Origin of the sequence: Micromonospora sp. AP08, from assembly GCF_008085935.1 — a bacterium.
Lineage (GTDB): Bacteria > Actinomycetota > Actinomycetes > Mycobacteriales > Micromonosporaceae > Micromonospora > Micromonospora chersina.
Window position 1 is genome coordinate 75300 of record NZ_VSEZ01000018.1, and the last position, 19651, is coordinate 94950.

Sequence of the window (19651 nt, forward strand, 5' to 3'; positions counted from 1 at the left end):
GTCTGTCGGAGCGGTGAGAGGGTCGAGAACATGCGCGCGTGCCGGGTGGGACTGGTCGGAGCCGGCGGGGTGGCGCAACGCCACGCCCGCGTGTTGACGGGCTTTGACGACGTGGAACTGATCGGGGTGACCGACGTCGCCCCGGACGCGGCGGAGGCGCTCGCCGGCGCGCACGGCGCCCGGACCTTCCGCGACGTGGACGAGCTGCTCGCGGCCGGCCCGGACGCCGTCTACGTCTGCGTGCCGCCGTTCGCGCACGGCCCCGTCGAGGAGGCGGTGATCGACGCCGGGGTGCCGATGTTCGTGGAGAAACCGGTCGCCGTGGACCTGGAGACGGCGGAGCGGGTCGCCGCGCTGGTCGAGCGGCGCGGCCTGCTCACCGGGGTCGGCCACCACTGGCGCTACCTGCACGTGGTGGAGGAGGCCCGGCAGCTGCTCGCCGACCGTCCGGTGCGGATGGTCAACGGGGCCTGGCTGGACAAGGTGCCACCGGTCGCCTGGTGGGCCCGCCGGGACCGCTCCGGTGGCCCGGTCGTCGAGCAGGCGGCGCACGTCCTGGACCTGGTCCGGCTGCTGGTCGGCGAGGCGACCGAGGTGACCGCGTACGGCGACGGCACCCCGCCGCCCGTGGAGGGCGCGGACATCGACTCGGTCACCGCGGCCACCCTGCGCTTCGCCTCCGGCGCGGTCGGCACCCTGGCGGCGGCCTGCGTGCTGGGCTGGAAGCACCGGGCCGGCGTGGAGATCCTCGCCGACGGGCTGGCCCTGTCGCTGGCCGAGGACGGCCTGACCATCTGCGACGCCGACGGCGAGCGGCACCTTCCCGCCGACCCGGACGGCGCCCGGGTGGCCGTCGACCGGGCCTTCGTCGACGCGGTCCGGGGGATCGGCGACGACGTGCGGGTCCCGTACGCCGAGGCCCTGCGCACCCAGCGGCTGGCCCTCGCGGTGGCCGAGTCGGCGCGTACCGGGCGGGCCGTGGCGCTGCCCACCGGGCCGGCCGCGCGGCTCACCGCCGCGGTCGCCGACGCGGCGCCGGCCGAGCAGACGGGGGTGACCGTCGATGCGTGACCGGGTGGTGGTGGTCAGCGGACCGGGCCGGGTCGAGCTGGTCGAGCAGGACGCGGCCGAGCTGAGGGATGGCACCTTCCGGGTGGAGACCCTCTACAGCGGGGTGTCCGCGGGCACCGAGCTGAGCTACGTCAAGGGCACCAACCCCTACCTGAACGTCACCTGGGACGCCGGCCTCGGGCTGTTCCAGCCGGGGGAGGGGAGCACGCCGTACCCGGTGACCCGGCTCGGCTACATGCAGGTCGGCCGGGTGGTGGAGAGCCGCACTCCGGCCGTCGCCGTGGGCACGGTCGGCGCCATGACGTACGGCCACCGCAGCGGCTACGTCGCCGACCCGGTGGCCGAGCGGTTCGTGCCGCTGCCCGACGACCTCGACCCGCTGCTCGGCGTCTACGTCGCGCACATGGGCCCGATCTGCGCCAACGGCCTGCTGCACGCCGCCGCCGACCTGTGCGGCACCGACGTCCGCTCGCTCGGCGACGGGGTGCGCGGCCGGCGGGTGGCGGTGGTCGGCAGCGGGGTGGTCGCGCTGCTCACCGCGCTGTTCGCGCGGCGGCACGGTGCCGCCTCCGTGGTGGTCCTCGACCCGACGCCCGCCCGGCGCGAGGTGGCCGAGGCGCTCGGCCTGGAGACCCTCGACCCGGACGCGGACGACCCGGCCGTGGTGCTGAAGACCCGCTGGAACCACGCCGCCGGCGACCGGGGCGCGGACGTGGTCTTCCAGTGCCGGGGCCAGGACTGGGCGCTCCAGCTCGCGCTGCGCCTGCTGCGCCCGCAGGGCACCGTGATCGACCTGGCGTTCTACCAGGCCGGCGCGGACGCGGTCCGGCTCGGCGAGGAGTTCCACCACAACGGGCTGTCGCTGCGCTGCGCCCAGATCGGCCGGGTGCCGCGCGGGCTGGCCCCGACCTGGGACCGGGAGCGGCTCTCCGCCGAGACCATCGAGCTGCTCCGCCAGTACGGCGACCTGATCCGCAAGCACCTCGTCTCCGCGGTGGTGCCGCTGGAGGAGGCGCCGGCGCTGCTCACCGACCTGGCCGAGCGGCGCCGCTCCGAGCTCCAGGTGGTGCTCACCGGCTGAGCCTGGGCCGGCCCGGTTACCGTGCTGCCATGACCACCGAAGCCGGGAGCCCGCCCGGACTCGCCGCCCTGCTGCCGTACCTGCGCGCCCACCGCGGCACCCTCGTCGCGGTGGGCGCGCTGTCGTTCACCGGCGCCGGGGCGGCGCTGGCCCAGCCCCTGCTCACCCGGGGGGTGCTGGACCGGATCACCGCCGGTCGCCCGGCCGCCGGGCTGGTCGTCGCCCTGGTGGCGCTCGTGGTGGTCGGCGCGCTGCTCGGCGGGCTCCGCGACTACCTGCTCCAGCGCACCGCCGAGGGCCTCGTGCTGGGCACCCGTCGGCGGCTGGCCGGTCACGTGCTGCGGCTGCCCATCGCCGAGTACGACCGGCGCCGCACCGGTGACCTGCTGTCCCGGGTCGGCGCCGACACCACGCTGCTGCGGGCGGTGGTCACCTCCGGTCTCTTCGAGACCGTCACGGGGGCGGTCATGGTGCTCGGCGCCGGCACCGCCATGCTGCTGCTGGATCCGCTGCTGTTCGGGGTGACCCTGGCCGCCGTCGCGGTCGGCGTCGGCTTCGCCCTCACCGTCGCCCGGCGGGTGCGCGGGCTGGCCCGCCAGGCCCAGGAACGGGTCGGCGAGATGACCTCGGCCGTGGAGCGGGCCATCTCAGCGGCCCGGACCATCCGGGCCAGCCGCGCCGAGCGGCGGGAGACGGCAACCGTGGCGGCCAGCGCGACCGAGGCGTACGCGGCCGGGCTGCGGGTGGCCCGGGCGCAGGCCGTCGTCGGTCCGGCCGGCACGGTCACCGTCCAGGGCGCGTTCCTGCTGGTGCTGGCCGTGGGCGGGGCCCGGGTGGCGGCCGGGGCGATCAGCGTGGGCGACCTGGTGGCCTTCGTGATGTTCCTGTTCTTCCTGGTGCTGCCGCTGGGGCAGGCGGTGCACGCGTACACCCAGCTTCAGAGCGGGCTCGGCGCGCTGGCCCGGATCGAGGAGATCCTCGCCGTGCCGGGGGAGGGGGCGGACGACCGGCCGGCCGCGGTGACCGCCCGGCCCGTCCCGACCGGGCCGGCGGCCGTGGAGTTCGACCGGGTCGGCTTCGGCTATCCGGGCGGCCCGCCGGTCCTGCACGAGGTGAGCTTCACGGTGCCGGCCGGCACCCGCACGGCCCTGGTCGGCCCGTCGGGCGCCGGCAAGTCCACCCTGCTCGCCCTGGTCGAGCGCTTCTACGAGGTGACCGGGGGTGCGCTGCGCCTGGACGGGGTGGATGTGCGCGACCTGCCCCGGGACGTGCTGCGGGCCCGGCTCGGCTACGTCGAGCAGGAGGCGCCGGTGCTCGCCGGCACGCTCCGGGACAACCTGCTGATCACCGCGCCGGAGGCCACCGACGACCGGCTGCGCGCCGTGCTCGACGAGGTCAACCTCGGGCACCTGGCCGAGCGGACGGCCGACGGGCTGGACGTGCAGGTCGGGGAGGGCGGCGTGCTGCTCTCCGGCGGGGAGCGGCAGCGGCTGGCCATCGCCCGGGCGCTGCTGGCCGGGCCCCCGGTGCTGCTGCTCGACGAGCCGACCAGCAATCTCGACGCCCGCAACGAGGCCGCGCTGCGCCGGGCCATCGACGCCGTCGCGGTGCGCCGCACCCTGTTGATCGTGGCGCACCGCCTCTCCACCGTGGTGGACGCCGACCAGATCGTGGTGCTGGACGGCGGCCGGGTGGTCGCCGCCGGCACCCACGACGAGCTGACCTCGACGAGCCCGCTCTACCGCGAGCTGGCCACCCACCAGCTCCTCGTCGGATGATCAGGAAAACGCCCTGACCTGCGGAAACACGGCACAATCCGGACACGGTCCGGCCCCCGCGCCGGGCGGGGGTCACAATCGGCTCCGGTTCGCGTACCGTTGCCGCTCATGGGTGTGTCGCAACGTCTGAAGAGCAGGTTCCGGCGGTTCCTCGAGCGCCCGGGGACGACGGTCGACCTGGCCCCGCTGGAGAAGCTGCTGCCAGCGATCGAGGGCCGCGAGGCGGAGCTGGAGAAGCTGTCTGACGCGGAGCTGACCGAGGCGGCCGGGCAGGCCACCGGCTACGAGGAGATCTGCGCGATCGGCCGCGAGGCGGCCCGCCGCGGCCTCGACCAGCGGCCGTACGACGTCCAGCTGCTCGGCGCCATGGCGCTGCTCTCCGGCAAGGTCGCCGAGATGGCCACCGGCGAGGGCAAGACGCTCACCGCGACCATCGCCGCGTACGGGCACGTCCGGCTGGGCAACGGCCCGGTGCACGTGCTCACCGTCAACGACTACCTGGCCCGCCGCGACGCCGAGTGGATGGGCCCGATCTACACCCTGCTGGGCCTCACGGTCGGCTGGGTCAACGAGGCGTCCACCCCCGAGGAGCGGCGTGCCGCCTACGCCTGCGACGTCACGTACGTGTCGGTCAGCGAGGCCGGCTTCGACTTTCTCCGCGACCAGCTCGTCACCGACCTGGCCGACCGGGTCCAGCCGACGCTGAAGACCGCGATCGTCGACGAGGCCGACTCCATCCTCATCGACGAGGCCCGGGTGCCGATGGTCCTGGCCGGCGCGGTCCCCGGCGAGCAGGACCCGGTGCACGCCGCCGCCGCGCTGGTCCGGGGCCTGCGCAAGGGCAAGCACTACACGATCGCCGAGGACGGCCGCAGCGTCGCCTTCACCTCGACGGGCCTGGCCACCGTCGAGGCCAAGCTCGGCGGCATCGACCTCTACGACGAGGAGCACGTCGCACAGCTCTCCGCGGTCAACGTGGCGCTGCACGCGCACGCCCTGCTGCACCGCGACGTCGACTACATCGTCCGCGAGAACTCGGTCGAGCTGATCGACGAGATGCGCGGCCGGGTGGCACAGCGCCGCCGTTGGCCCGACGGGCTCCAGGCGGCGGTCGAGGCCAAGGAGGGCCTGGACGCCACGGCCGAGGGCGAGGTGCTCGGCACCATCACCGTGCAGGCCTACATCGCGCTCTACCCCACGGTCTGCGGGATGACCGCGACCGCCGTCCTCGTGGGCGACCAGCTCCGCGAGTTCTTCGGCCTCGAGGTGGCGGTGATCCCGCCGAACACCCCGTGCATCCGGGAGGACGAGCCGGACCGGATCTACGCCACCCGGGCCGAGAAGGAGGAGGCGCTGATCGACGAGATCCGGCGCTGCCACGAGGCCGGCCGCCCGGTGCTGGTCGGCACCCTCGACGTCAAGGAGTCCGAGGGCCTCGCGGCCGGCCTGCACGCCGCCGGGGTGCCCTGTGTCGTCCTCAACGCCAAGAACGACGACGAGGAGGCGGGGATCATCGCCGAGGCCGGCGCGTACGGCGCGGTGACGGTCTCCACCCAGATGGCCGGCCGGGGCGTCGACATCCGGCTCGGCGGCAGCGACCAGTCCGACCGGGAGCGGGTGGCCGAGCTGGGCGGCCTCTACGTGATCGGCAGCGGCCGGCACGACAGCCGCCGGGTCGACGACCAGCTGCGCGGCCGGGCCGGCCGGCAGGGCGACCCGGGTGGGTCGGTCTTCCTCGTCAGCCTGGAGGACGACCTGGTCGTCCGGCACGCCGGCGACACCGTTCCGCCGTCGCCCCGGATGAACGCCGACGGCCTGGTCACCGACCCGCAGGTCGACTACGCGGTCGAGCACGCCCAGCGGGTCGCCGAGGGCGTCAACCACGAGATCCACCGCAACACCTGGCGCTACAGCCAGGTGATCGAGCAGCAGCGCAAGGCGCTCGCGGAGCGCCGGGAGCGGCTGCTCACCAGCGACATCGCCGCCCTGATGCTGCTGGAGCGGGTGCCGGAGAAGGCCGGCGAGATGGACGAGGACCTGCTCGCCGAGGTGGCCCGCACGATCGCCCTCTACCACCTGGACCGCCTCTGGGCCGACCACCTGGCCGAGTTGTCCGAGGTGCGCGAGGGCGTGCACCTGCGGGCGCTGGGCCGGCTCGACCCGCTGGACGAGTTCCACCGCAGCGCGGTGCCCGCGTTCAACGAGCTGATCCCCGAGATCGAGACGCGGACCATCGCCACCTTCGAGGAAACCGAGTTCGACGACGGGTGGGAGCCGGACTCCGCCAAGCTGGTGCGGCCGACCGCCACCTGGACCTACCTGGTGCACGACAACCCGTTCGGCTCCGAGCTGGACCGGCTGATCGCCTCGGTGGGGCGGCGGCTCATCGGCTCCCGCTGACCGTTCGCGAGGGGTCCCTTCCGGTGCGTACCGCGCCGGAAGGGACCCCTTTGCGCGGTTTCGATCCTGGTTTGCGAGGGTAGTAGGCCGGGGCTTCGAGTCAGGGAGAGAGTGGACATGGGACAGGCAACGGCGCCGGACGGGGACACCGCGTACGCGGACGCGGTGGTGGCGGAGGCCGTGGCCCGGTGAACCTCGACACGCGGGAGCCCATGATCGACACGCTCGGGGTTCTGGAGACCGCCGCGCTGCTGCGGGAGCTGACCGCCGGCCTGATCGCGGTTGCCGGCTTCGACGAGGCCCTGGACCGGCTGGTCCGGATAGCCCGGGACGCCGTACCGGGGGTGGACTGCTGCGGCTTCACGGCGCTGCGCGCCGGCGAGCCCGCCGGCGTGGCCGCCTCCGACCCGGCGCGGTCGGAGCTGGACGACCTGCGGCATGGCCCCGACACACCGGCCATGACCGCGATCCGGCGGCGGGAGATGATCACCGCTGCCGACCTGGCCGAGGAGTCGCCCTGGCCGGCCTGGTCCGAGCGGGCCCGCGGGCTCGGCGTGCACGGGGTGATCTCCGCGCCGGTGGACGTGGACGAGCAGGTCATCGGGGCGATCAACCTCTACGCCGAGTCGGCCGGCGCGCTCACTCCCCGGCACCAGCTCACCGCCATGCTGCTCGCCGAGCACGCCGGGCTGCTGCTCGCCGCCGCCCGCGACCGGGAGCGGCAGGCCGCCCGGGCCGACCAGGTCGACACCACGCTGCTGGCGGAGGGGGTCGTCGGGCAGGCAGTCGGCGTGATCATGACGCAGCGCGGCTGCCCCGCCCCGGAGGCGCTCGACGTGCTCCGCAGCGCCGCCTCCTCGTTGGACATACCGCTGCGCGAGGTGGCCGAGCGGCTCGTGCTCACCGTCTCCCGGCCCCGGGACAACTGAGCGACATTCGTTTCACCCCGGAGGGCCTCGGGTAGCACCCTGGACTGGTGAGCTGATCCGACCTGGGGAGGAACCGATGGAGAGCCGGCTGCGAGTGCAGGGCCATCCGATCCAACCGATGCTGGTGACGTTCCCCTTCGGACTCTTCGTCAGCGCCGCGGTCTTCGACCTGGCCGACGTCGCCGGCGGTCCGGCCTTCCTCGGCGAGGTGGGCTACTGGACGGCGGTCGCCGCCCTGGTCGCCGCCGCGCTCACGGCGGTCGCCGGGATGGTCGACCTGTGGGACGTGCGGGCCGGCCACACCCGCCGCACCGCGGTCACGTTCAACCTGGTCAACGCCGCGATGGCGGCGCTGTTCCTGCTCACCTGCCTGATGCGGGCGCACGCGCCGCAGCGGGGCGCGACCGGCGTCGAGGTGGCCACGGAACTGCTCGCGCTGGCCGTGGGCTCGGTGGGGGTGTGGCTGGGCGCCCGGCTGATGCGCCAGTTCGACCGGGGCCGCGCCGCCGAGCCGACCGGCTTCGAGGCGCTCCGCGACATCCCCGGCGCCACCGTGGAGATCATCCGCCCGAAGGCCTGAAAACGCCTTGCCGGCGGCCACATCCGGCCGCCAGGCTCGGCCCGTGGACACGGGACGGGACGCCGACGAGTTGATCGCCGAGGGCGCGGCGGCGCCGGTCGAGGGCTGGGACTTCGCCTGGCTGGCCGGCCGCGCCACCGAGGAGCGCCCGCCCTGGGGCTACGCCCGCCTGGTGGGCGCCCGGATGGCCACCGTCCACTCCGCGCTGGACATCGACACCGGCGGGGGAGAGGTGCTGGCCGAGGTCCCCACCCCGCCGCCGCTGCTGGTCGCCACCGAGGCGTGGCCGCCGAACGTGCCGGTGGCGCGGCGGACGCTCGACCGGATCGGCGCCTCCGTCGTCCAGGTGGCCGACCGGCCGCCGCTGCCGTTCCGCGACGCGTCGTTCGACCTGGTGGTCAGCCGGCACCCGGTCCACACCTGGTGGGACGAGATCGCCCGGGTGCTGCGCCCCGGCGGCGGCTACCTGTCCCAGCAGATCGGCGCCGGCACGGTCCGCGAGCTGAGCGAGGCCGTCCTCGGACCGCTGCCGCCGCCGGCCAGCCGCCACCCGGAGCAGGCCGTCGCCGCCGCCGAAGCCGCCGGGCTGACCGTGGTGGGCCTGCGCACGGCCACCCTGCGGACCGTCTTCCACGACGTCGGCGCGGTGGTCTGGTTCCTGCGCAAGGTGGTCTGGACCGTGCCCGGCTTCACCGTCGACCGCTACCGGGCCGAGCTGCGGCGCCTGCACGAGCGGATCCGCGCCGAGGGCCCCTTCGTGGCGCACGCCCGACGCTTCCTCATCGAGGCCCGCCGGCCCTGACCCGGCCGGCGTCAGTGCGCGGCGGCATGGTGGGCGGCCAGCACGTCGGCGCCGAAGTCGCTGGCCGGGCGGCGCAGCACGGTGTGCGCGTGGTTGCCGTCCTCGGTGGTGTTGTCGTACTCGATCAGCAGGTCGTCGCCCTGGATCCGGTAGTAGTGCCGCTGCCCCGGCCCGGCCGGCCCGGCCCAGGCGAAGTGCAGCTCGCCGCCCGCCAGCCGGCCCGCCTCCCTGGCGGCCAGCTCCGGCGGGAGCCGGTCCAGGTAGAGCGCGACGAGCCGGTCGAGCAGCGCCCGGCCGGTCGGGGTGAGGCGGTCCCGGGGCACGCCGAGCGGATCGAGCCGCCCGGGAGCGCGGGGCCTTGTGGCGCTGATGATGTCGGCGGGCGCCTCGTCGGCGACGACGGCGGCGGCCCGGCCCGCGGGACCGAGCGCGTCGAGCAGCTCCCGCGCCAGGTCCTCCTCCGGCCCGAGTGGCCGGGAGACCGGCCGGCCGGCGTGCCGGACGGTGGCCGGGTTGGCGCCCAGGAAGATCGGGGCGGGGGAGACCTGGTCGTCGACCACGGTCATGCTCACCGACAGGTGGTGTCCCTCGAACCGCCACGCCCACCGGTCGTCGCGCGCCGGGTGGCCGAAGACGGCCACCCAGTAGTCGCCGCTGTGCCGGCCGCGCCGCCAGCCCTCCGCCCGGTCGAGCACCTCCTCCAGCGCCACCACGGCCATGGCCTGGGCGTACGCGGCGGGGCTGAGCGCGGTGGCGAGCAGCCGGTGGGCGGCCTTACGGGCGGTGACGTCCAGGTCGGCGAGGCTGGCGCCGGGCCGGGGTCGGGGCCGGTACTCCAGCCACCGGCGGGCCGGCTCGTCGTCGAAGTCGTGCCGGGCCCGCTGCCGGGCCGGCTCGTCGAGCGCCGCCAGCAGCGCGCCGGCCGCCGCGCGCATCTGCTCGGGTACGGGATCCTCCACCGCACCTGTATACCGCCCCGCCGCCGGCCGCGTCGGGCGCGCCGGCACCTCGCCCGGGCCGCTCAGCTCCGGCCGAGGAGGGTGAGCATCTCGGGAAGGTCGAAGAAGCGGGCCGTCTCGACCGCCGACGGGTCGCCGTGCTCGGGGTCCGCGCCGGCGTCGAGCAGCGCCCGGACCGCTTCGGCGTTCCTGCGGAACACCGCCGCGGCGAGCGCCGTCTGCCCCCGGTCGTTGGTCCGTGCGGGGTCGGCGCCGCGGTCGAGCAGCGCGCCGACGGTCTCCGGGTGGGCGTGGTACGCGGCCAGGATGAGCAGCGTGTCGCCCTTGGCGTTGGTCAGGTTGACCGGCAGACCCGCGTCCACGTTCGCCGCCAGATCGTCGGTCGTCCCGGCACGGGCCAGGTCGAACATCCGGTGGGCGAAGGCGAGCGTCTCGGCGTCGAGTTCGTCGGGCATCCGTCCAGGTTAGTGGCCGCCCCGCCGGTCCCGCCTGGTAGCTTGCCGAGCCGGCACGGGAGGCGTGGATGGACGATCGGGTGTACGTCGGCAACGCGGCGGTGGACGGGGCGACCGACGCGGGCTGGCTGCTGGGCCACTTCAAGCCGCTCGGCGACGTCCGGCACAGCACCGAGGTCGAGGTGAAGTGGGGCGTGCACCCGGCGGGGGAGACCCGCTCGCGGTGGGCCACCGGGGAGCGGCGTACCGCCCTGCTGGTGCTGATCAGCGGCGCGTTCCGGATCGAGCTGCCGGACCGCACCGTGGTGCTGCGCGATCCCGGCGACTACGTGGTCTGGGGCCGGGGCGTGGACCACTCCTGGTACGCCGAGCGCGAGTCGGTGGTGCTCACCGTGCGCTGGCCGTCGGTCCCCGGCTACCGGGTGGACCCGCCCGTCCTGCGCTGACCGCCCGACCCGCGGACCGGAGCGTCCCAGTATTCGATATTACCTACTAAACCTATAGGGTTTAAAGCCTATAGTGAGGGGGCACGCGCCGCCCGTACCGTGAGGACGCCCCCGCCGATGACCAGTTCCGACCCCTCCGACCTGCTCGCCGTCGCCGCCCGTTGGGCCGACCCGACCCGCTGGCCCGTGCCGCTGCGCTTCGACCGCGCCGAGCGGTGGTACGCGCGGCTCGCCGCCGACGACGAGCGCGAGGTGTGGGCGCTGAGCTGGCTCCCCGGGCAGGGCACCGACCTGCACGACCACGGCGGCTCCTCGGGCGCCTTCCTGGTCGTCGCCGGCGCCCTCGTCGAGGAGACCGTCGGCGGCGGCCGGTTGCGCCCGCACCGGCTCGCCGCCGGCACCGGCCGGCGCTTCGGCCCCCGGCACGTCCACGTGGTCACCAACCGGGGTGACCAGCCGGCGGTCAGCGTGCACGTCTACCGGCCGGCGCTGCGCCGGATGACCCGCTACCGCCTCGCCGCCGGGCAGCTCCTGGTCGCCGAGGTGGCCGAGGCCGGCGTCGCCTGGTGAACCGGCCCGCACCCCTGTCCCCGAGACCCGCCGCACGGAAGGACGCCACGATGGCGCAGCCCCCCACCCGCACCGACAGCTGTCCGGTCCCGCCACCCGGCTCGCGGAGCATCGACGAGATCCTCGCCGCCGCCCGCGCCCGGCTGCACCGGCTCGACCCCGAGCGAGCCCACCTGGCGGTCCGGGGCGGGGCGCTGCTCGTGGACATCCGGCCGGCCGGCCAGCGCGCCGCGCACGGCACCGTCCCGGGCGCCCTCGCCGTCGAGCGCAACGTCCTGGAGTGGCGCTTCGACCCGCGCTGCGCGGCCCGGCTGCCGCAGGCCGTCGGCTACGACGTTCCGGTGATCGTCCTCTGCCAGGAGGGCTACACGTCCTCGCTGGCCGCCGCCGCGCTCCAGGACCTCGGCCTGCACCGGGCCACCGACGTGGTGGGCGGCTTCGCCGCCTGGCGCATCGCCGGCCTGCCCACGCTCGGCCCCACCCCGCCGCTCCGACCCTCGTCCACCGCGCCCCCGGTCACCGCCGGCCGGGCGCCCCGCTGACCGCCCCGCCGCACCCGGTGGGGCGGGGCGACCGCCCGCACAGGAGGCCCCCATGTCCGTCGTCGCCATCACCTCCCGTCCCGCCCGGCCGGGCCGACCCGACCGGGCGGTCCCGCCCCGGCCGCGTACCGCCCCGACCCTGACCATCACCCTCGACCTGGGCGCCGGCCCGCTGACGCCCGGCCTGGCCCGGCTGGTCGACCTGCTGGACGAGCTCGCCGCCTCCGGCGAGGGACTGCTCCGGCCCGAGGAGCACCGGGCCGCCCGCGCCGTGCTCGACGTGCGCCGCCCCGCCGCGCCGCCGGAGCCACCCGCACCGCCCGCCGGGGCCGAGGAGCCCGGGACGGTACGCATCCTGACCGGCACCCGCCGGGTCCGCCACGACGGCGTCGAGGTGACCCTCACCCGGATCGAGTACGACCTGCTGCTCTTCCTCGCCGAACATCCCCGGCGGGTGTTCACCCGGCGGCAACTTCTCGCCAACGTCTGGGGCTACGAGCACGCCGTGGCCCGCACCGTGGACGTCCACGTGCGCCGGCTGCGGGCCAAGCTCGGCGTCGACACGCCGCTTGTGACCACCGTGTACGGCGTCGGCTACCGCCTCGCCGACGAGGCCCGGATCGTGGTGGACGGCGAGCGCTGAGGCCGCCCCGGCCGGCACGCGGCGCACCCGGATCCCGGGTGCGCCGCGTTCACGTTCCCGCGCCGCCGGAGCTAGCACCGGCCATTGTGAACCGGGCGGGGACCCCCCGTACCGGGTCAACCCGGCGCTCTGCTGTAATCAACGGGCCTCGTACGCAGAGCGAGCACACGGCTGCTATGTGTTCGCCAATTGTCACATTCATGCAACGCAGCCGCCCCTTGACCCTCGCACAGGCGCCGGGAAGCATCGATGAAGCGGCGTCCCGGGCCGTGGGGAGATACCCGGACCAGCCAAGGAGGACCATGTCGGTCAGCCCCGCCTCGTCGCGCGCCGGATGGCATACGTCCCAACCCGCGGTTCCGGGTCGTCCCCCCGGCGGCCAGCGTCGCCCCGCCAACACCTCGGCCCCCGTGCTCACGGTGACCCTGAACATCCCGCTGGCGTGCGAGGAGTCGCTCACCCCGGCCGCCCGCCGGCTGCTGGACGCCGCCCGTGAGCTGCTCGAACGCGGCGACGCCGTGGTCAGCACCGGTGCCGTCCCGACGGAGCGCCGCCCCGACCCGGCGCCGCCCGGCCGCGCCCCGGGGCGCCCGCTCGCGCCGACGATCCCCACCCTGCACATCCTGGCGGCGTCCCGGTCCGTGCTCCGCGACGGCGAGCCGCTGCCGCTGACCCGGCTGGAGTTCGACCTGCTGCTGCACCTCGTCGCCCATCCCCGCCGGGTGTTCACCCGGTTGCAACTTCTCAATGCCGTCTGGGGCTACGAGCACGCCGGCGTCCGCACCGTCGACGTGCACGTGCGCCGGCTGCGCGGCAAGGTCGGGGTGGACGTCCCGCTCGTCACCACGGTCTACGGGGTCGGCTACCGGCTCGCCGACGACGCGCGGGTGACCATCGACCGCACCGGCTGACGCCCCGGTCCGGCCGCCACGTGCCGATCCCACTCCGGACGGAGCCCCGACCGCCCGGCGGATCCCGTGGTGCGTCCTCCCGGCCGCCGGGCAGGATGGTCGGATGCGCGTCCGCCCCATCACGCCCGAGCTGCTCGTCACCGAGCTGGCCGACCGCCTCGCCGGCGCCGCCGCGCCCGGCCGGCTGCGGGTGGCCGTGGACGGCCCGCCGGCCGCCGAGCCGGACGCCCTCGCCGCCGCCCTCGTCGACCCGCTGCGCGCCGCCGGCCGGCCCGTGCTGCACGTCCGGGCCGCCGACTTCCTCCGGCCGGCCTCGATCCGCCTCGAGCACGGCCGGACCAACCCCGACGCGTACTACGAGGGCTGGGTCGACGAGGCCGGCCTGCGGCGGGAGGTGCTCGACCCGGCCGGCCCGGACGGGTCGGGGCGACTGCTCCCGTCGCTGTGGGACGCCGCCGCCGACCGGGCCAGCCGCGCCCCGTACGTCGACCTGCCGCCCGGCGGGGTGGTCCTGGTCAGCGGCGCGCTGCTGCTCGGCGGCGGCCTGCCGTTCGACGTCGCCGTCCACCTGGTGCTCTCCCCGGCGGCCCTGGACCGGCGGACCGACCCGGAGCTGCGCTGGACCCTGCCGGCCTTCGCCCGGTACGCCGACGAGGTCGACCCCGCCTCCTTCGCCGACGTGGTGGTCCGGGCCGACGACCCGCGGCACCCCGCCCTGGTCGAGCGCGACTGACCCGGACGTATCACCCTCTTCCGGACGATCGGCGGCGGAGCGGCAGGGACGGGGACGGGCCGAGCGGCCCAACCGCGCACGAACGGCCACGAAGAACGCGGAAATCCCCGGTTTGATCCGCGGAGCGGGCGGGTAATCGCCCGGCTCACAAGGCACGGGTGATCTCGCCCGCGCATCCATCGGACCACGTTTCGGGGCGCTCGCCGCCCCGGAACCGTATGAGGCCCCAGGAAAGGCAGGCAGCGATGCTCGTCCACGACACGACAGCCACGGGCCGCTCCCAGGCGGAGGTCGACCAGATCCGGCAGTCCCTGAAGTCGCGGTACGACGAGCTGACCGCGGAGTACGAGCAGGCCGTGCTGCAGAGCCAGGTGCTCCGGCTCGTCGAGGTCGGCGACACCGCCGGCGACGACCAGGCCGACAGCGGCACCAAGACCGCCGAGCGGGACACCGCACAGTCCCTGCTGCGCACCATCCTGGACCGGCGCGCCCAGTTCGAGCACGCGCTCACCCGGCTCGACGAGGGCACCTACGGCTTCTGCGAGGGCTGCTCCGCGCCGATCCCCGTGGAGCGGCTGGAGATCTTCCCGTCCGCCACCTCCTGCGTGACCTGCAAGCAGACCCGGGAGCGGCGGGCGGCCTGAGCCGTACGGGTTGCCGGTCGGTCCCGGTAGCGGTGGACTCGCCAGATGGGTGACATCTTGGTGGGGACCGCCTCCTGGACCGACCCGACCCTGCTCGACTCCGGCTGGTACCCGGCGACGGCCGACACGGCGGAGAAGCGGCTGTCCTACTATGCCCGGCAGTTCCCGCTGGTCGAGGTGGACGCCACCTACTACTCGCCGCCCGCCGAGCGGACCGCACGGCTCTGGGTGGAGCGCACCCCGCCGGGCTTCACCTTCAACGTCAAGGCGTTCAGCCTGCTGACCGGCCACCCGACCCGGGTGTCCGCGCTCTACAAGGACCTGCGCCCGGACACGGAGAAGAAGAACGTCTACCCGGACGACCTGCCGCCGCAGGCGTACGAGGAGGTCTGGACCCGGTTCCTGTCCGCCCTCGACCCACTGGTCGAGGCCGGCAAGCTGGGCGCCATCCTGTTCCAGTTCCCGCCCTGGTTCACCATCAAGCGGGACAACAAGCAGTACCTGCTGGAGGTGGCACGGCGGTGTGACCCGCTGCGCCCGGTCTTCGAGTTCCGGCACGCCTCCTGGTTCGACGGTGACAACGCCGAGGAGACGCTGGGCTTCCTGCGCCAGCACGAACTGCCGTTCGTCTGCGTGGACATGCCGCAGGGGCACAAGTCGTCCGTACCCCCGGTCCTGGCGGCCACCGCGGACCTCGCGGTGGTCCGCTTCCACGGCCACAGCGACAAGTGGACCAGCAAGGACATCCACGAGAAGTTCGGCTACGACTACTCGAAGCGGGAGCTGCGCGACTGGGCGCCCAAGCTGCGCGAGCTGGCCGGCGAGGCCGAGCACACCCACGTCCTCATGAACAACTGCTACCGCGACTACGCCCAGCGCAACGCCACCACCCTGGCCGGCCTGCTCGACGCCGACTGACGATTCACCCGCCCCGGGTGAGGCCGCCTCACCCGATGCGCCAGCAGCATGGACGGTGTGCGCGGTCCGTCGACCGACACGACCGCGCGGCCGAGGAGGAGGTGGGGTCATGACGGTGCGGGTCGTAGCGGATCGCCGTCGCGGCGGGGTGCTGCACGTGGTCGGCAGGTCCGACCTGCCCCGGCGGGGCGAGCGGCCCGGTCGGTTCAGCCCGACCCGGCTCTGGCGGGGGCCCAGCGGGCCGCCGGGACGCACCGACGACCGACGCTGGGAAACCGATGCACGGGGGTGGGCAGATGGCTGAGCAGATGATTTCCGCGTTCGAGTCCTCGCTGGACAAGACGAACGTGATGCTCAAGGAGATCGAGTCGGCGTACGGCTGGCCGAAGGAGCAGCGCAACCAGTCCTACGCGGCGCTGCGCACGGTGCTGCACCTGCTGCGGGACCGGATGCCGGTGGGGCAGAGTGTCGAGTTCGCCCAACAGTTGCCGGTGCTGCTGCGGGGCGTCTACTTCGACGGGTGGCAGCCGGAGAACGTGCCGATCAAGTTGAACCGCGAGGACTTCCTCTACGAGGTCCGCCAGGGCTTCCCGTACGACGTGGAGGGCGGTACCGAGCGGGTGGTGCAGGTGGTGCTGGACACCCTGCGCAAGCACGTGACCCAGGGCGAATGGGAGGACGTCAAGTCGGCGATGCCGAAGGACCTGGGTCGGATGATCCCGTGACCACACCGTTCCCGGCCCGTTCCGCCGACGTGGCGGGGCGGGTCGGCGGCGTCCGGGTGACCGGCAGCCCGGCCCGCCGGGCCAACCCGGCGAAGGCCACCGCGTCGACGATCGCCGCGCCGCCCGGGTCGTTGTTGAAGTAGACGTACGCCGGCTCGCCGGCCGGGAAGGCGGTGGCCAGCCGGCGCACCCAGGTGGCCAGCGCGGCCCGGCCGTAGCGGGGCCAGGGCCGGGCCCGGCCCTCGTGCAGCCGCAGGTAGCCGAAGTCGGTGGTGCGCCACAGCGGGGTGATCGGGCGGCTCAGCCGGTCCGCCCAGACCAGCGCCGCCCGGTGGCGCTCCAGCACGCGCCGCGTGTCGTCGGTCCACCAGGACGGGTGCCGCGGCTCGACCGCCACCCGCACCTCGGCGGGGAACAGCCGCAGCGTCGCGTCCAGCGCCGCCGGGTCGGCCCGCATGGTGGGCGGCAGCTGCACCAGCACCGGGCCCAGCCGGTCGCCCAGCCCCGTGGCCCGGTCCAGGAAGCGCGCCACCGGCTCGGCCGGCTCCCGCAGCCGCTTGATGTGGGTGAGGTAGCGGCTCATCTTCACCGCCACGCAGAAGTCGTCCGGGGTGCGGTCCCGCCAGGCCACGAAGGTGTCCCGCTCCGGCAGGCGGTAGAAGGCGTTGTTGACCTCCACCGTGGCGAACCGCGCGGCGAAGTGCTCCAGCCATAGCCGCTGCGGCAGCTTCGCCGGGTAGAAGCGCTCACGCCAGTCCCGGTACTGCCAGCCCGACGTGCCGACGAGGATCATCCCGGCCGCCTAGGCGAGGTCGATCCGGAAGACCTCGAAGGCGGCGCCGTACCGGACGCCCAGCCGGCTGCCGGCCGGCCGGGCCAGCCCCTCGAGGAACTCCTCGGCGTCGAAACCGCCGTCGCCGAGCCCGCTCAGGTAGGCCCCGTGCGCCCGCAGCGACGCCACCCCGCGGTCGAAGCTGGCGGTCACGTCCACCCCGTGCCGGGCCTCCGGGGAGCCGGCCGCCCACACCTCGCGGACCCGGGACCACGGCTGTACGCCGTCCGTGAGCTGCTCGGGAAAGATCCACCGGTTGCCGGCGTCGCGGACCGCGTCCAGCGTGGCCCGCCCGCAGGCGATGTGGTCGGCCTGGTTCAGCGCGTACGCCCCGTCCCAGGTGTCCCGGAAGTTGTTGGTGACCACAATGTCCGGCCGGTGCCGGCGCACCACCGCGGCGATCTCGCGGCGCAGCGCCACGCCGTACTCCAGGAGCCCGTCGGGGAGGCCGAGGAACTCCACGGTGTCCACCCCGACGACGGCGGCGGAGGCCCGCTGCTCCTCCTCCCGCAGCACCCGGCTGCGCTCCGGCGGCATCCCGTCGATGCCCGCCTCGCCGCTGGTGAGCAGGCAGTAGACGACCTGCTTGCCCTGCCCGGTCCAGCGGGCCACCGCGGCGGCCGCGCCGAACTCCAGATCGTCCGGGTGGGCCACCACGGCGAGCGCCCGCTGCCAGTCCTCGGCCAGCGGCGTCAACGGCTCCGGCTGCCCCACGGCCACCCCCTTCCCGCGTGCTCCCTTCCCGCCATCCTGGCACCGGACGCGGCCGCCCGCCGCCCGGCGACCCCGCGGAGACCGGCTCCCGGGCCGTCCGCCATCGCGGGTGAGCGGCGTGACCTGCCGCAACGGGTGACCCGTGCCGGTGCCCGCCGAACCGTCCGTGCGGCCCGGTCCGGGCGTCTACGGTGTGGTTAGAGAAGATCGGGCGTGGGGTACCACCCGCTGCACACGGACCCCGACGACGGGGCGGCACACCGAGGGAGCACCCATGGCACTCAACGACGACGACATGCAGACCACCAGCGGCGGCGGTGCCGAGGGCCCGGCCGACGGTGGCGCGACCCCCGGCCAGCAGGACGGTGGGGCCGACGGCGGTGCCGACCGGGGCGCGGAGCGCGGCGCCGACCAGGGTGCCGACCAGGGTGCGGAGGGTCCGGCCGACGGCGGCGCGACCCCGGGCCAGCAGGACGGTGGCGCGGACGGCGGCGCGGAGGGCCCGGCCGACGGTGGTGCGACCCCCGGCCAGCGCGACGGTGGCGCCGACGGCAGCGCCTCCTGACGATCGCCATGACGCACATCGATCCGCCGGGCGGCCACGGCCGCCCGGCGGTTCCGTCTTCCGCGGCCGAGGCCCTCGCGCGCTGCGTGGCGGTCGAGCCGACCAAGTTCGCCGCCGACCACTGGGGGCGCAGCCCGCTGCTGTCCCGGGCGGCCGAGCTGCCCAACCCGGCCGGCTTCACCGACCTGCTCGGCCCCGCCGACGCCGACGAGCTGCTCAGCCGGCGCGGCCTGCGTACCCCGTTCCTGCGGGTCGCCAAGGACGGCCAGCTCGTGCCGGCGGCACGGTACACCGGCGGCGGCGGCGCGGGCGCCGAGATCGACGACCAGGTCCTCGACGAGAAGGTCCTGGCCCTGTATGCCGACGGCGCCACCCTGGTCCTCCAGGGCCTGCACCGCACGTGGCCGGCGCTTGTCGACTTCGCCCGCGACCTGGGCGCCGCGCTGGCCCAGCCGTTGCAGGTGAACGCCTACCTGACCCCGGCCGGCAGCCAGGGCTTCGCCACCCACTACGACACCCACGACGTGTTCGTGCTTCAGGTCGACGGGCGCAAGCACTGGCGGATCCACCCGCCGGTGCTGCCCGACCCGCTGGAGAAGCAGCCGTGGGGCGGCCGGGCCGACGAGGTCTCCGCCACGGCGGAGGGCCGGCCCGCGTTGGACGTGGTGCTCGAACCCGGCGACGCCCTCTACCTGCCGCGCGGCTGGCTGCACAGCGCCCAGGCGCAGGAGTCCAGCTCGCTGCACCTGACCGTCGGCATCCGGGCACTGACCCGGTACGCCCTGGTCGAGGAACTGCTGGCGCTCGCCGCCGAGGACGCCCGCCTGCGCGCCGGGCTGCCGTTCGGCATCGACGTGGCCGACCCGGACGCCATCGAGCCGGAGCTGACCGAGACGGTCGAGGCGCTGCGCGACTGGCTGCTGCGGGCCGACCCCGCCGCGGTGGCCGCGCGGCTGCGCGCCCGGGCCTGGCCGGCGGCCCGCCCGGCGCCGATCCGGCCCCTCGCCCAGGCCGCCGCCCTGGCCACGCTCGACGCGGACAGCCGCGTCGCACCCCGGGCGGGCCTGCGGTGGCAGCTCACCCCGGCCGGGGACGGCAAGGTCGCGCTGCGCCTGTTCGACCGCACCGTCACCCTGCCCGGCACCTGCGAGCCGGCTGTCCGCGCGCTGCTCGCCGGCGAGGTCACCCGGATCGGCGACCTACCCGGCCTGGACGACGACGCCGACCGCCTGGTCCTGACCCGCCGCCTCCTGAAGGAAGCCGTCCTGACCCCCGCCTGAGTCCGTCCACCCGGCCAGCCCAGCCTCTGTTCCCGGCGATCATGAAGTTGGCGGGCGTCGTCGACGGCGTGTC

At 75.1% G+C, this 19651-nt stretch carries 22 protein-coding genes; 18 read left to right on the plus strand and 4 right to left on the minus strand.

The features are described from left to right. Nucleotides 1-30 precede the first annotated feature (30 nt). The 7 genes from FXF50_RS24920 to FXF50_RS24950 all read left to right on the plus strand — a co-directional run bounded on the left by FXF50_RS24920 (nt 31) and on the right by FXF50_RS24950 (nt 8641). Complete coding sequence (locus FXF50_RS24920) at nt 31-1071, plus strand: Gfo/Idh/MocA family protein (RefSeq protein ID WP_148431305.1); 1041 nt, start codon at nt 31-33, stop codon at nt 1069-1071. Continuing rightward, a complete protein-coding gene (locus tag FXF50_RS24925) occupies nt 1064-2152 on the plus strand; it encodes a zinc-binding alcohol dehydrogenase (RefSeq protein ID WP_148431307.1) in 1089 nt (362 codons plus the stop codon). Before FXF50_RS24920 ends, FXF50_RS24925 begins: the two co-directional genes overlap by 8 nt. Nucleotides 2153-2181: 29 nt before the next feature. Beyond that, nucleotides 2182-3930: an ABC transporter ATP-binding protein gene (locus FXF50_RS24930; RefSeq protein ID WP_148431309.1), complete on the plus strand. Its 1749-nt coding sequence runs from the start codon at nt 2182-2184 to the stop codon at nt 3928-3930. A gap of 108 nt (nt 3931-4038) precedes the next feature. Further along, nucleotides 4039-6330 (plus strand): accessory Sec system translocase SecA2, encoded by a 2292-nt coding sequence (secA2, locus tag FXF50_RS24935; RefSeq protein WP_148431311.1) that lies wholly within the window; start codon nt 4039-4041, stop codon nt 6328-6330. A 188-nt stretch (nt 6331-6518) separates the two neighbouring features. Further along, nucleotides 6519-7259, plus strand: coding sequence for a GAF and ANTAR domain-containing protein (locus tag FXF50_RS24940; RefSeq protein WP_148431313.1), 741 nt, complete (start codon nt 6519-6521; stop codon nt 7257-7259). Nucleotides 7260-7335: 76 nt separating this feature from the next. Then, nucleotides 7336-7839: a DUF2231 domain-containing protein gene (locus FXF50_RS24945; RefSeq protein WP_148431315.1), complete on the plus strand. Its 504-nt coding sequence runs from the start codon at nt 7336-7338 to the stop codon at nt 7837-7839. A gap of 43 nt (nt 7840-7882) precedes the next feature. Beyond that, the gene (locus FXF50_RS24950; RefSeq protein ID WP_148431317.1) at nt 7883-8641 is read left to right on the plus strand and encodes a class I SAM-dependent methyltransferase; all 759 of its coding nucleotides are present in this window, start codon (nt 7883-7885) and stop codon (nt 8639-8641) included. Between the two features lie 11 nt (nt 8642-8652). Here the strand turns inward: FXF50_RS24950 and FXF50_RS24955 are convergent, their stop codons facing one another. Then, complete coding sequence (locus FXF50_RS24955; RefSeq protein WP_148431378.1) at nt 8653-9576, minus strand: DUF3500 domain-containing protein; 924 nt, start codon at nt 9574-9576, stop codon at nt 8653-8655. 86 nt (nt 9577-9662) lie between these two features. After that, nucleotides 9663-10055 (minus strand): ankyrin repeat domain-containing protein, encoded by a 393-nt coding sequence (locus FXF50_RS24960; RefSeq protein ID WP_148431318.1) that lies wholly within the window; start codon nt 10053-10055, stop codon nt 9663-9665. Between the two features lie 68 nt (nt 10056-10123). Here FXF50_RS24960 and FXF50_RS24965 point away from each other — a divergent pair, with 68 nt between their 5' ends. The 9 genes from FXF50_RS24965 to FXF50_RS25010 all read left to right on the plus strand — a co-directional run bounded on the left by FXF50_RS24965 (nt 10124) and on the right by FXF50_RS25010 (nt 16187). Further along, on the plus strand, nt 10124-10501 hold the full coding sequence (locus FXF50_RS24965; protein ID WP_148431320.1) for a signal peptidase I: 378 nt from the start codon (nt 10124-10126) through the stop codon (nt 10499-10501). A gap of 117 nt (nt 10502-10618) precedes the next feature. Then, nucleotides 10619-11071 carry a cysteine dioxygenase family protein gene (locus FXF50_RS24970; RefSeq protein WP_148431322.1) on the plus strand — a complete coding sequence of 151 codons (453 nt, stop codon included), beginning with the start codon at nt 10619-10621 and terminating at the stop codon, nt 11069-11071. Between the two features lie 50 nt (nt 11072-11121). Beyond that, nucleotides 11122-11613: a rhodanese-like domain-containing protein gene (locus FXF50_RS24975; protein ID WP_148431323.1), complete on the plus strand. Its 492-nt coding sequence runs from the start codon at nt 11122-11124 to the stop codon at nt 11611-11613. Nucleotides 11614-11665: 52 nt separating this feature from the next. After that, the gene (locus tag FXF50_RS24980) at nt 11666-12256 is read left to right on the plus strand and encodes a winged helix-turn-helix domain-containing protein (RefSeq protein WP_148431325.1); all 591 of its coding nucleotides are present in this window, start codon (nt 11666-11668) and stop codon (nt 12254-12256) included. Nucleotides 12257-12558: 302 nt separating this feature from the next. Continuing rightward, nucleotides 12559-13167, plus strand: a complete 609-nt coding sequence (locus tag FXF50_RS24985) for a winged helix-turn-helix domain-containing protein (RefSeq protein WP_148431326.1) — start codon at nt 12559-12561, stop codon at nt 13165-13167. A 103-nt stretch (nt 13168-13270) separates the two neighbouring features. Next, entirely contained in the window at nt 13271-13900 is a 630-nt protein-coding gene (locus FXF50_RS24990; RefSeq protein ID WP_148431328.1) for a uridine kinase, read from the plus strand. A 245-nt stretch (nt 13901-14145) separates the two neighbouring features. Next, nucleotides 14146-14544 carry a TraR/DksA C4-type zinc finger protein gene (locus tag FXF50_RS24995; RefSeq protein WP_148431330.1) on the plus strand — a complete coding sequence of 133 codons (399 nt, stop codon included), beginning with the start codon at nt 14146-14148 and terminating at the stop codon, nt 14542-14544. Between the two features lie 45 nt (nt 14545-14589). Then, nucleotides 14590-15462, plus strand: a complete 873-nt coding sequence (locus FXF50_RS25000) for a DUF72 domain-containing protein (protein WP_148431331.1) — start codon at nt 14590-14592, stop codon at nt 15460-15462. A gap of 296 nt (nt 15463-15758) precedes the next feature. After that, nucleotides 15759-16187 carry a DUF2267 domain-containing protein gene (locus tag FXF50_RS25010; RefSeq protein ID WP_148431333.1) on the plus strand — a complete coding sequence of 143 codons (429 nt, stop codon included), beginning with the start codon at nt 15759-15761 and terminating at the stop codon, nt 16185-16187. Here FXF50_RS25010 and FXF50_RS25015 read toward each other — a convergent pair. After that, nucleotides 16144-16980 carry a DUF72 domain-containing protein gene (locus tag FXF50_RS25015; protein ID WP_148431335.1) on the minus strand — a complete coding sequence of 279 codons (837 nt, stop codon included), beginning with the start codon at nt 16978-16980 and terminating at the stop codon, nt 16144-16146. The genes FXF50_RS25010 and FXF50_RS25015 overlap by 44 nt on opposite strands. Nucleotides 16981-16989: 9 nt before the next feature. Beyond that, nucleotides 16990-17733, minus strand: coding sequence for a PIG-L deacetylase family protein (locus tag FXF50_RS25020; RefSeq protein ID WP_148431336.1), 744 nt, complete (start codon nt 17731-17733; stop codon nt 16990-16992). Nucleotides 17734-18007: 274 nt separating this feature from the next. On the opposite strand from FXF50_RS25020, the gene FXF50_RS25025 reads away from it, so the two are divergent. Both FXF50_RS25025 and FXF50_RS25030 read left to right on the plus strand, forming a co-directional pair. Beyond that, a complete protein-coding gene (locus tag FXF50_RS25025) occupies nt 18008-18298 on the plus strand; it encodes a hypothetical protein (protein WP_091308928.1) in 291 nt (96 codons plus the stop codon). Nucleotides 18299-18306: 8 nt separating this feature from the next. Next, nucleotides 18307-19578 carry a cupin domain-containing protein gene (locus FXF50_RS25030; protein WP_148431338.1) on the plus strand — a complete coding sequence of 424 codons (1272 nt, stop codon included), beginning with the start codon at nt 18307-18309 and terminating at the stop codon, nt 19576-19578. The last annotated feature ends 73 nt before the right edge of the window (nt 19579-19651 follow it).

Coding starts and splice junctions, on each gene's coding strand:
- FXF50_RS24920 (WP_148431305.1), top strand. CDS start 31: ATGCGCGCGTGCCGGGTGGGACTGGTCGGAGCCGGCGGGGTGGCGCAA.
- FXF50_RS24925 (WP_148431307.1), top strand. CDS start 1,064: ATGCGTGACCGGGTGGTGGTGGTCAGCGGACCGGGCCGGGTCGAGCTG.
- FXF50_RS24930 (WP_148431309.1), top strand. CDS start 2,182: ATGACCACCGAAGCCGGGAGCCCGCCCGGACTCGCCGCCCTGCTGCCG.
- secA2 (WP_148431311.1), top strand. CDS start 4,039: ATGGGTGTGTCGCAACGTCTGAAGAGCAGGTTCCGGCGGTTCCTCGAG.
- FXF50_RS24945 (WP_148431315.1), top strand. CDS start 7,336: ATGGAGAGCCGGCTGCGAGTGCAGGGCCATCCGATCCAACCGATGCTG.
- FXF50_RS24955 (WP_148431378.1), bottom strand. CDS start 9,576: ATGCGCGCGGCGGCCGGCGCGCTGCTGGCGGCGCTCGACGAGCCGGCC.
- FXF50_RS24960 (WP_148431318.1), bottom strand. CDS start 10,055: ATGCCCGACGAACTCGACGCCGAGACGCTCGCCTTCGCCCACCGGATG.
- FXF50_RS24965 (WP_148431320.1), top strand. CDS start 10,124: ATGGACGATCGGGTGTACGTCGGCAACGCGGCGGTGGACGGGGCGACC.
- FXF50_RS24970 (WP_148431322.1), top strand. CDS start 10,619: ATGACCAGTTCCGACCCCTCCGACCTGCTCGCCGTCGCCGCCCGTTGG.
- FXF50_RS24975 (WP_148431323.1), top strand. CDS start 11,122: ATGGCGCAGCCCCCCACCCGCACCGACAGCTGTCCGGTCCCGCCACCC.
- FXF50_RS24980 (WP_148431325.1), top strand. CDS start 11,666: ATGTCCGTCGTCGCCATCACCTCCCGTCCCGCCCGGCCGGGCCGACCC.
- FXF50_RS24985 (WP_148431326.1), top strand. CDS start 12,559: ATGTCGGTCAGCCCCGCCTCGTCGCGCGCCGGATGGCATACGTCCCAA.
- FXF50_RS24990 (WP_148431328.1), top strand. CDS start 13,271: ATGCGCGTCCGCCCCATCACGCCCGAGCTGCTCGTCACCGAGCTGGCC.
- FXF50_RS24995 (WP_148431330.1), top strand. CDS start 14,146: ATGCTCGTCCACGACACGACAGCCACGGGCCGCTCCCAGGCGGAGGTC.
- FXF50_RS25000 (WP_148431331.1), top strand. CDS start 14,590: ATGGGTGACATCTTGGTGGGGACCGCCTCCTGGACCGACCCGACCCTG.
- FXF50_RS25010 (WP_148431333.1), top strand. CDS start 15,759: ATGGCTGAGCAGATGATTTCCGCGTTCGAGTCCTCGCTGGACAAGACG.
- FXF50_RS25015 (WP_148431335.1), bottom strand. CDS start 16,980: ATGATCCTCGTCGGCACGTCGGGCTGGCAGTACCGGGACTGGCGTGAG.
- FXF50_RS25025 (WP_091308928.1), top strand. CDS start 18,008: ATGGCACTCAACGACGACGACATGCAGACCACCAGCGGCGGCGGTGCC.
- FXF50_RS25030 (WP_148431338.1), top strand. CDS start 18,307: ATGACGCACATCGATCCGCCGGGCGGCCACGGCCGCCCGGCGGTTCCG.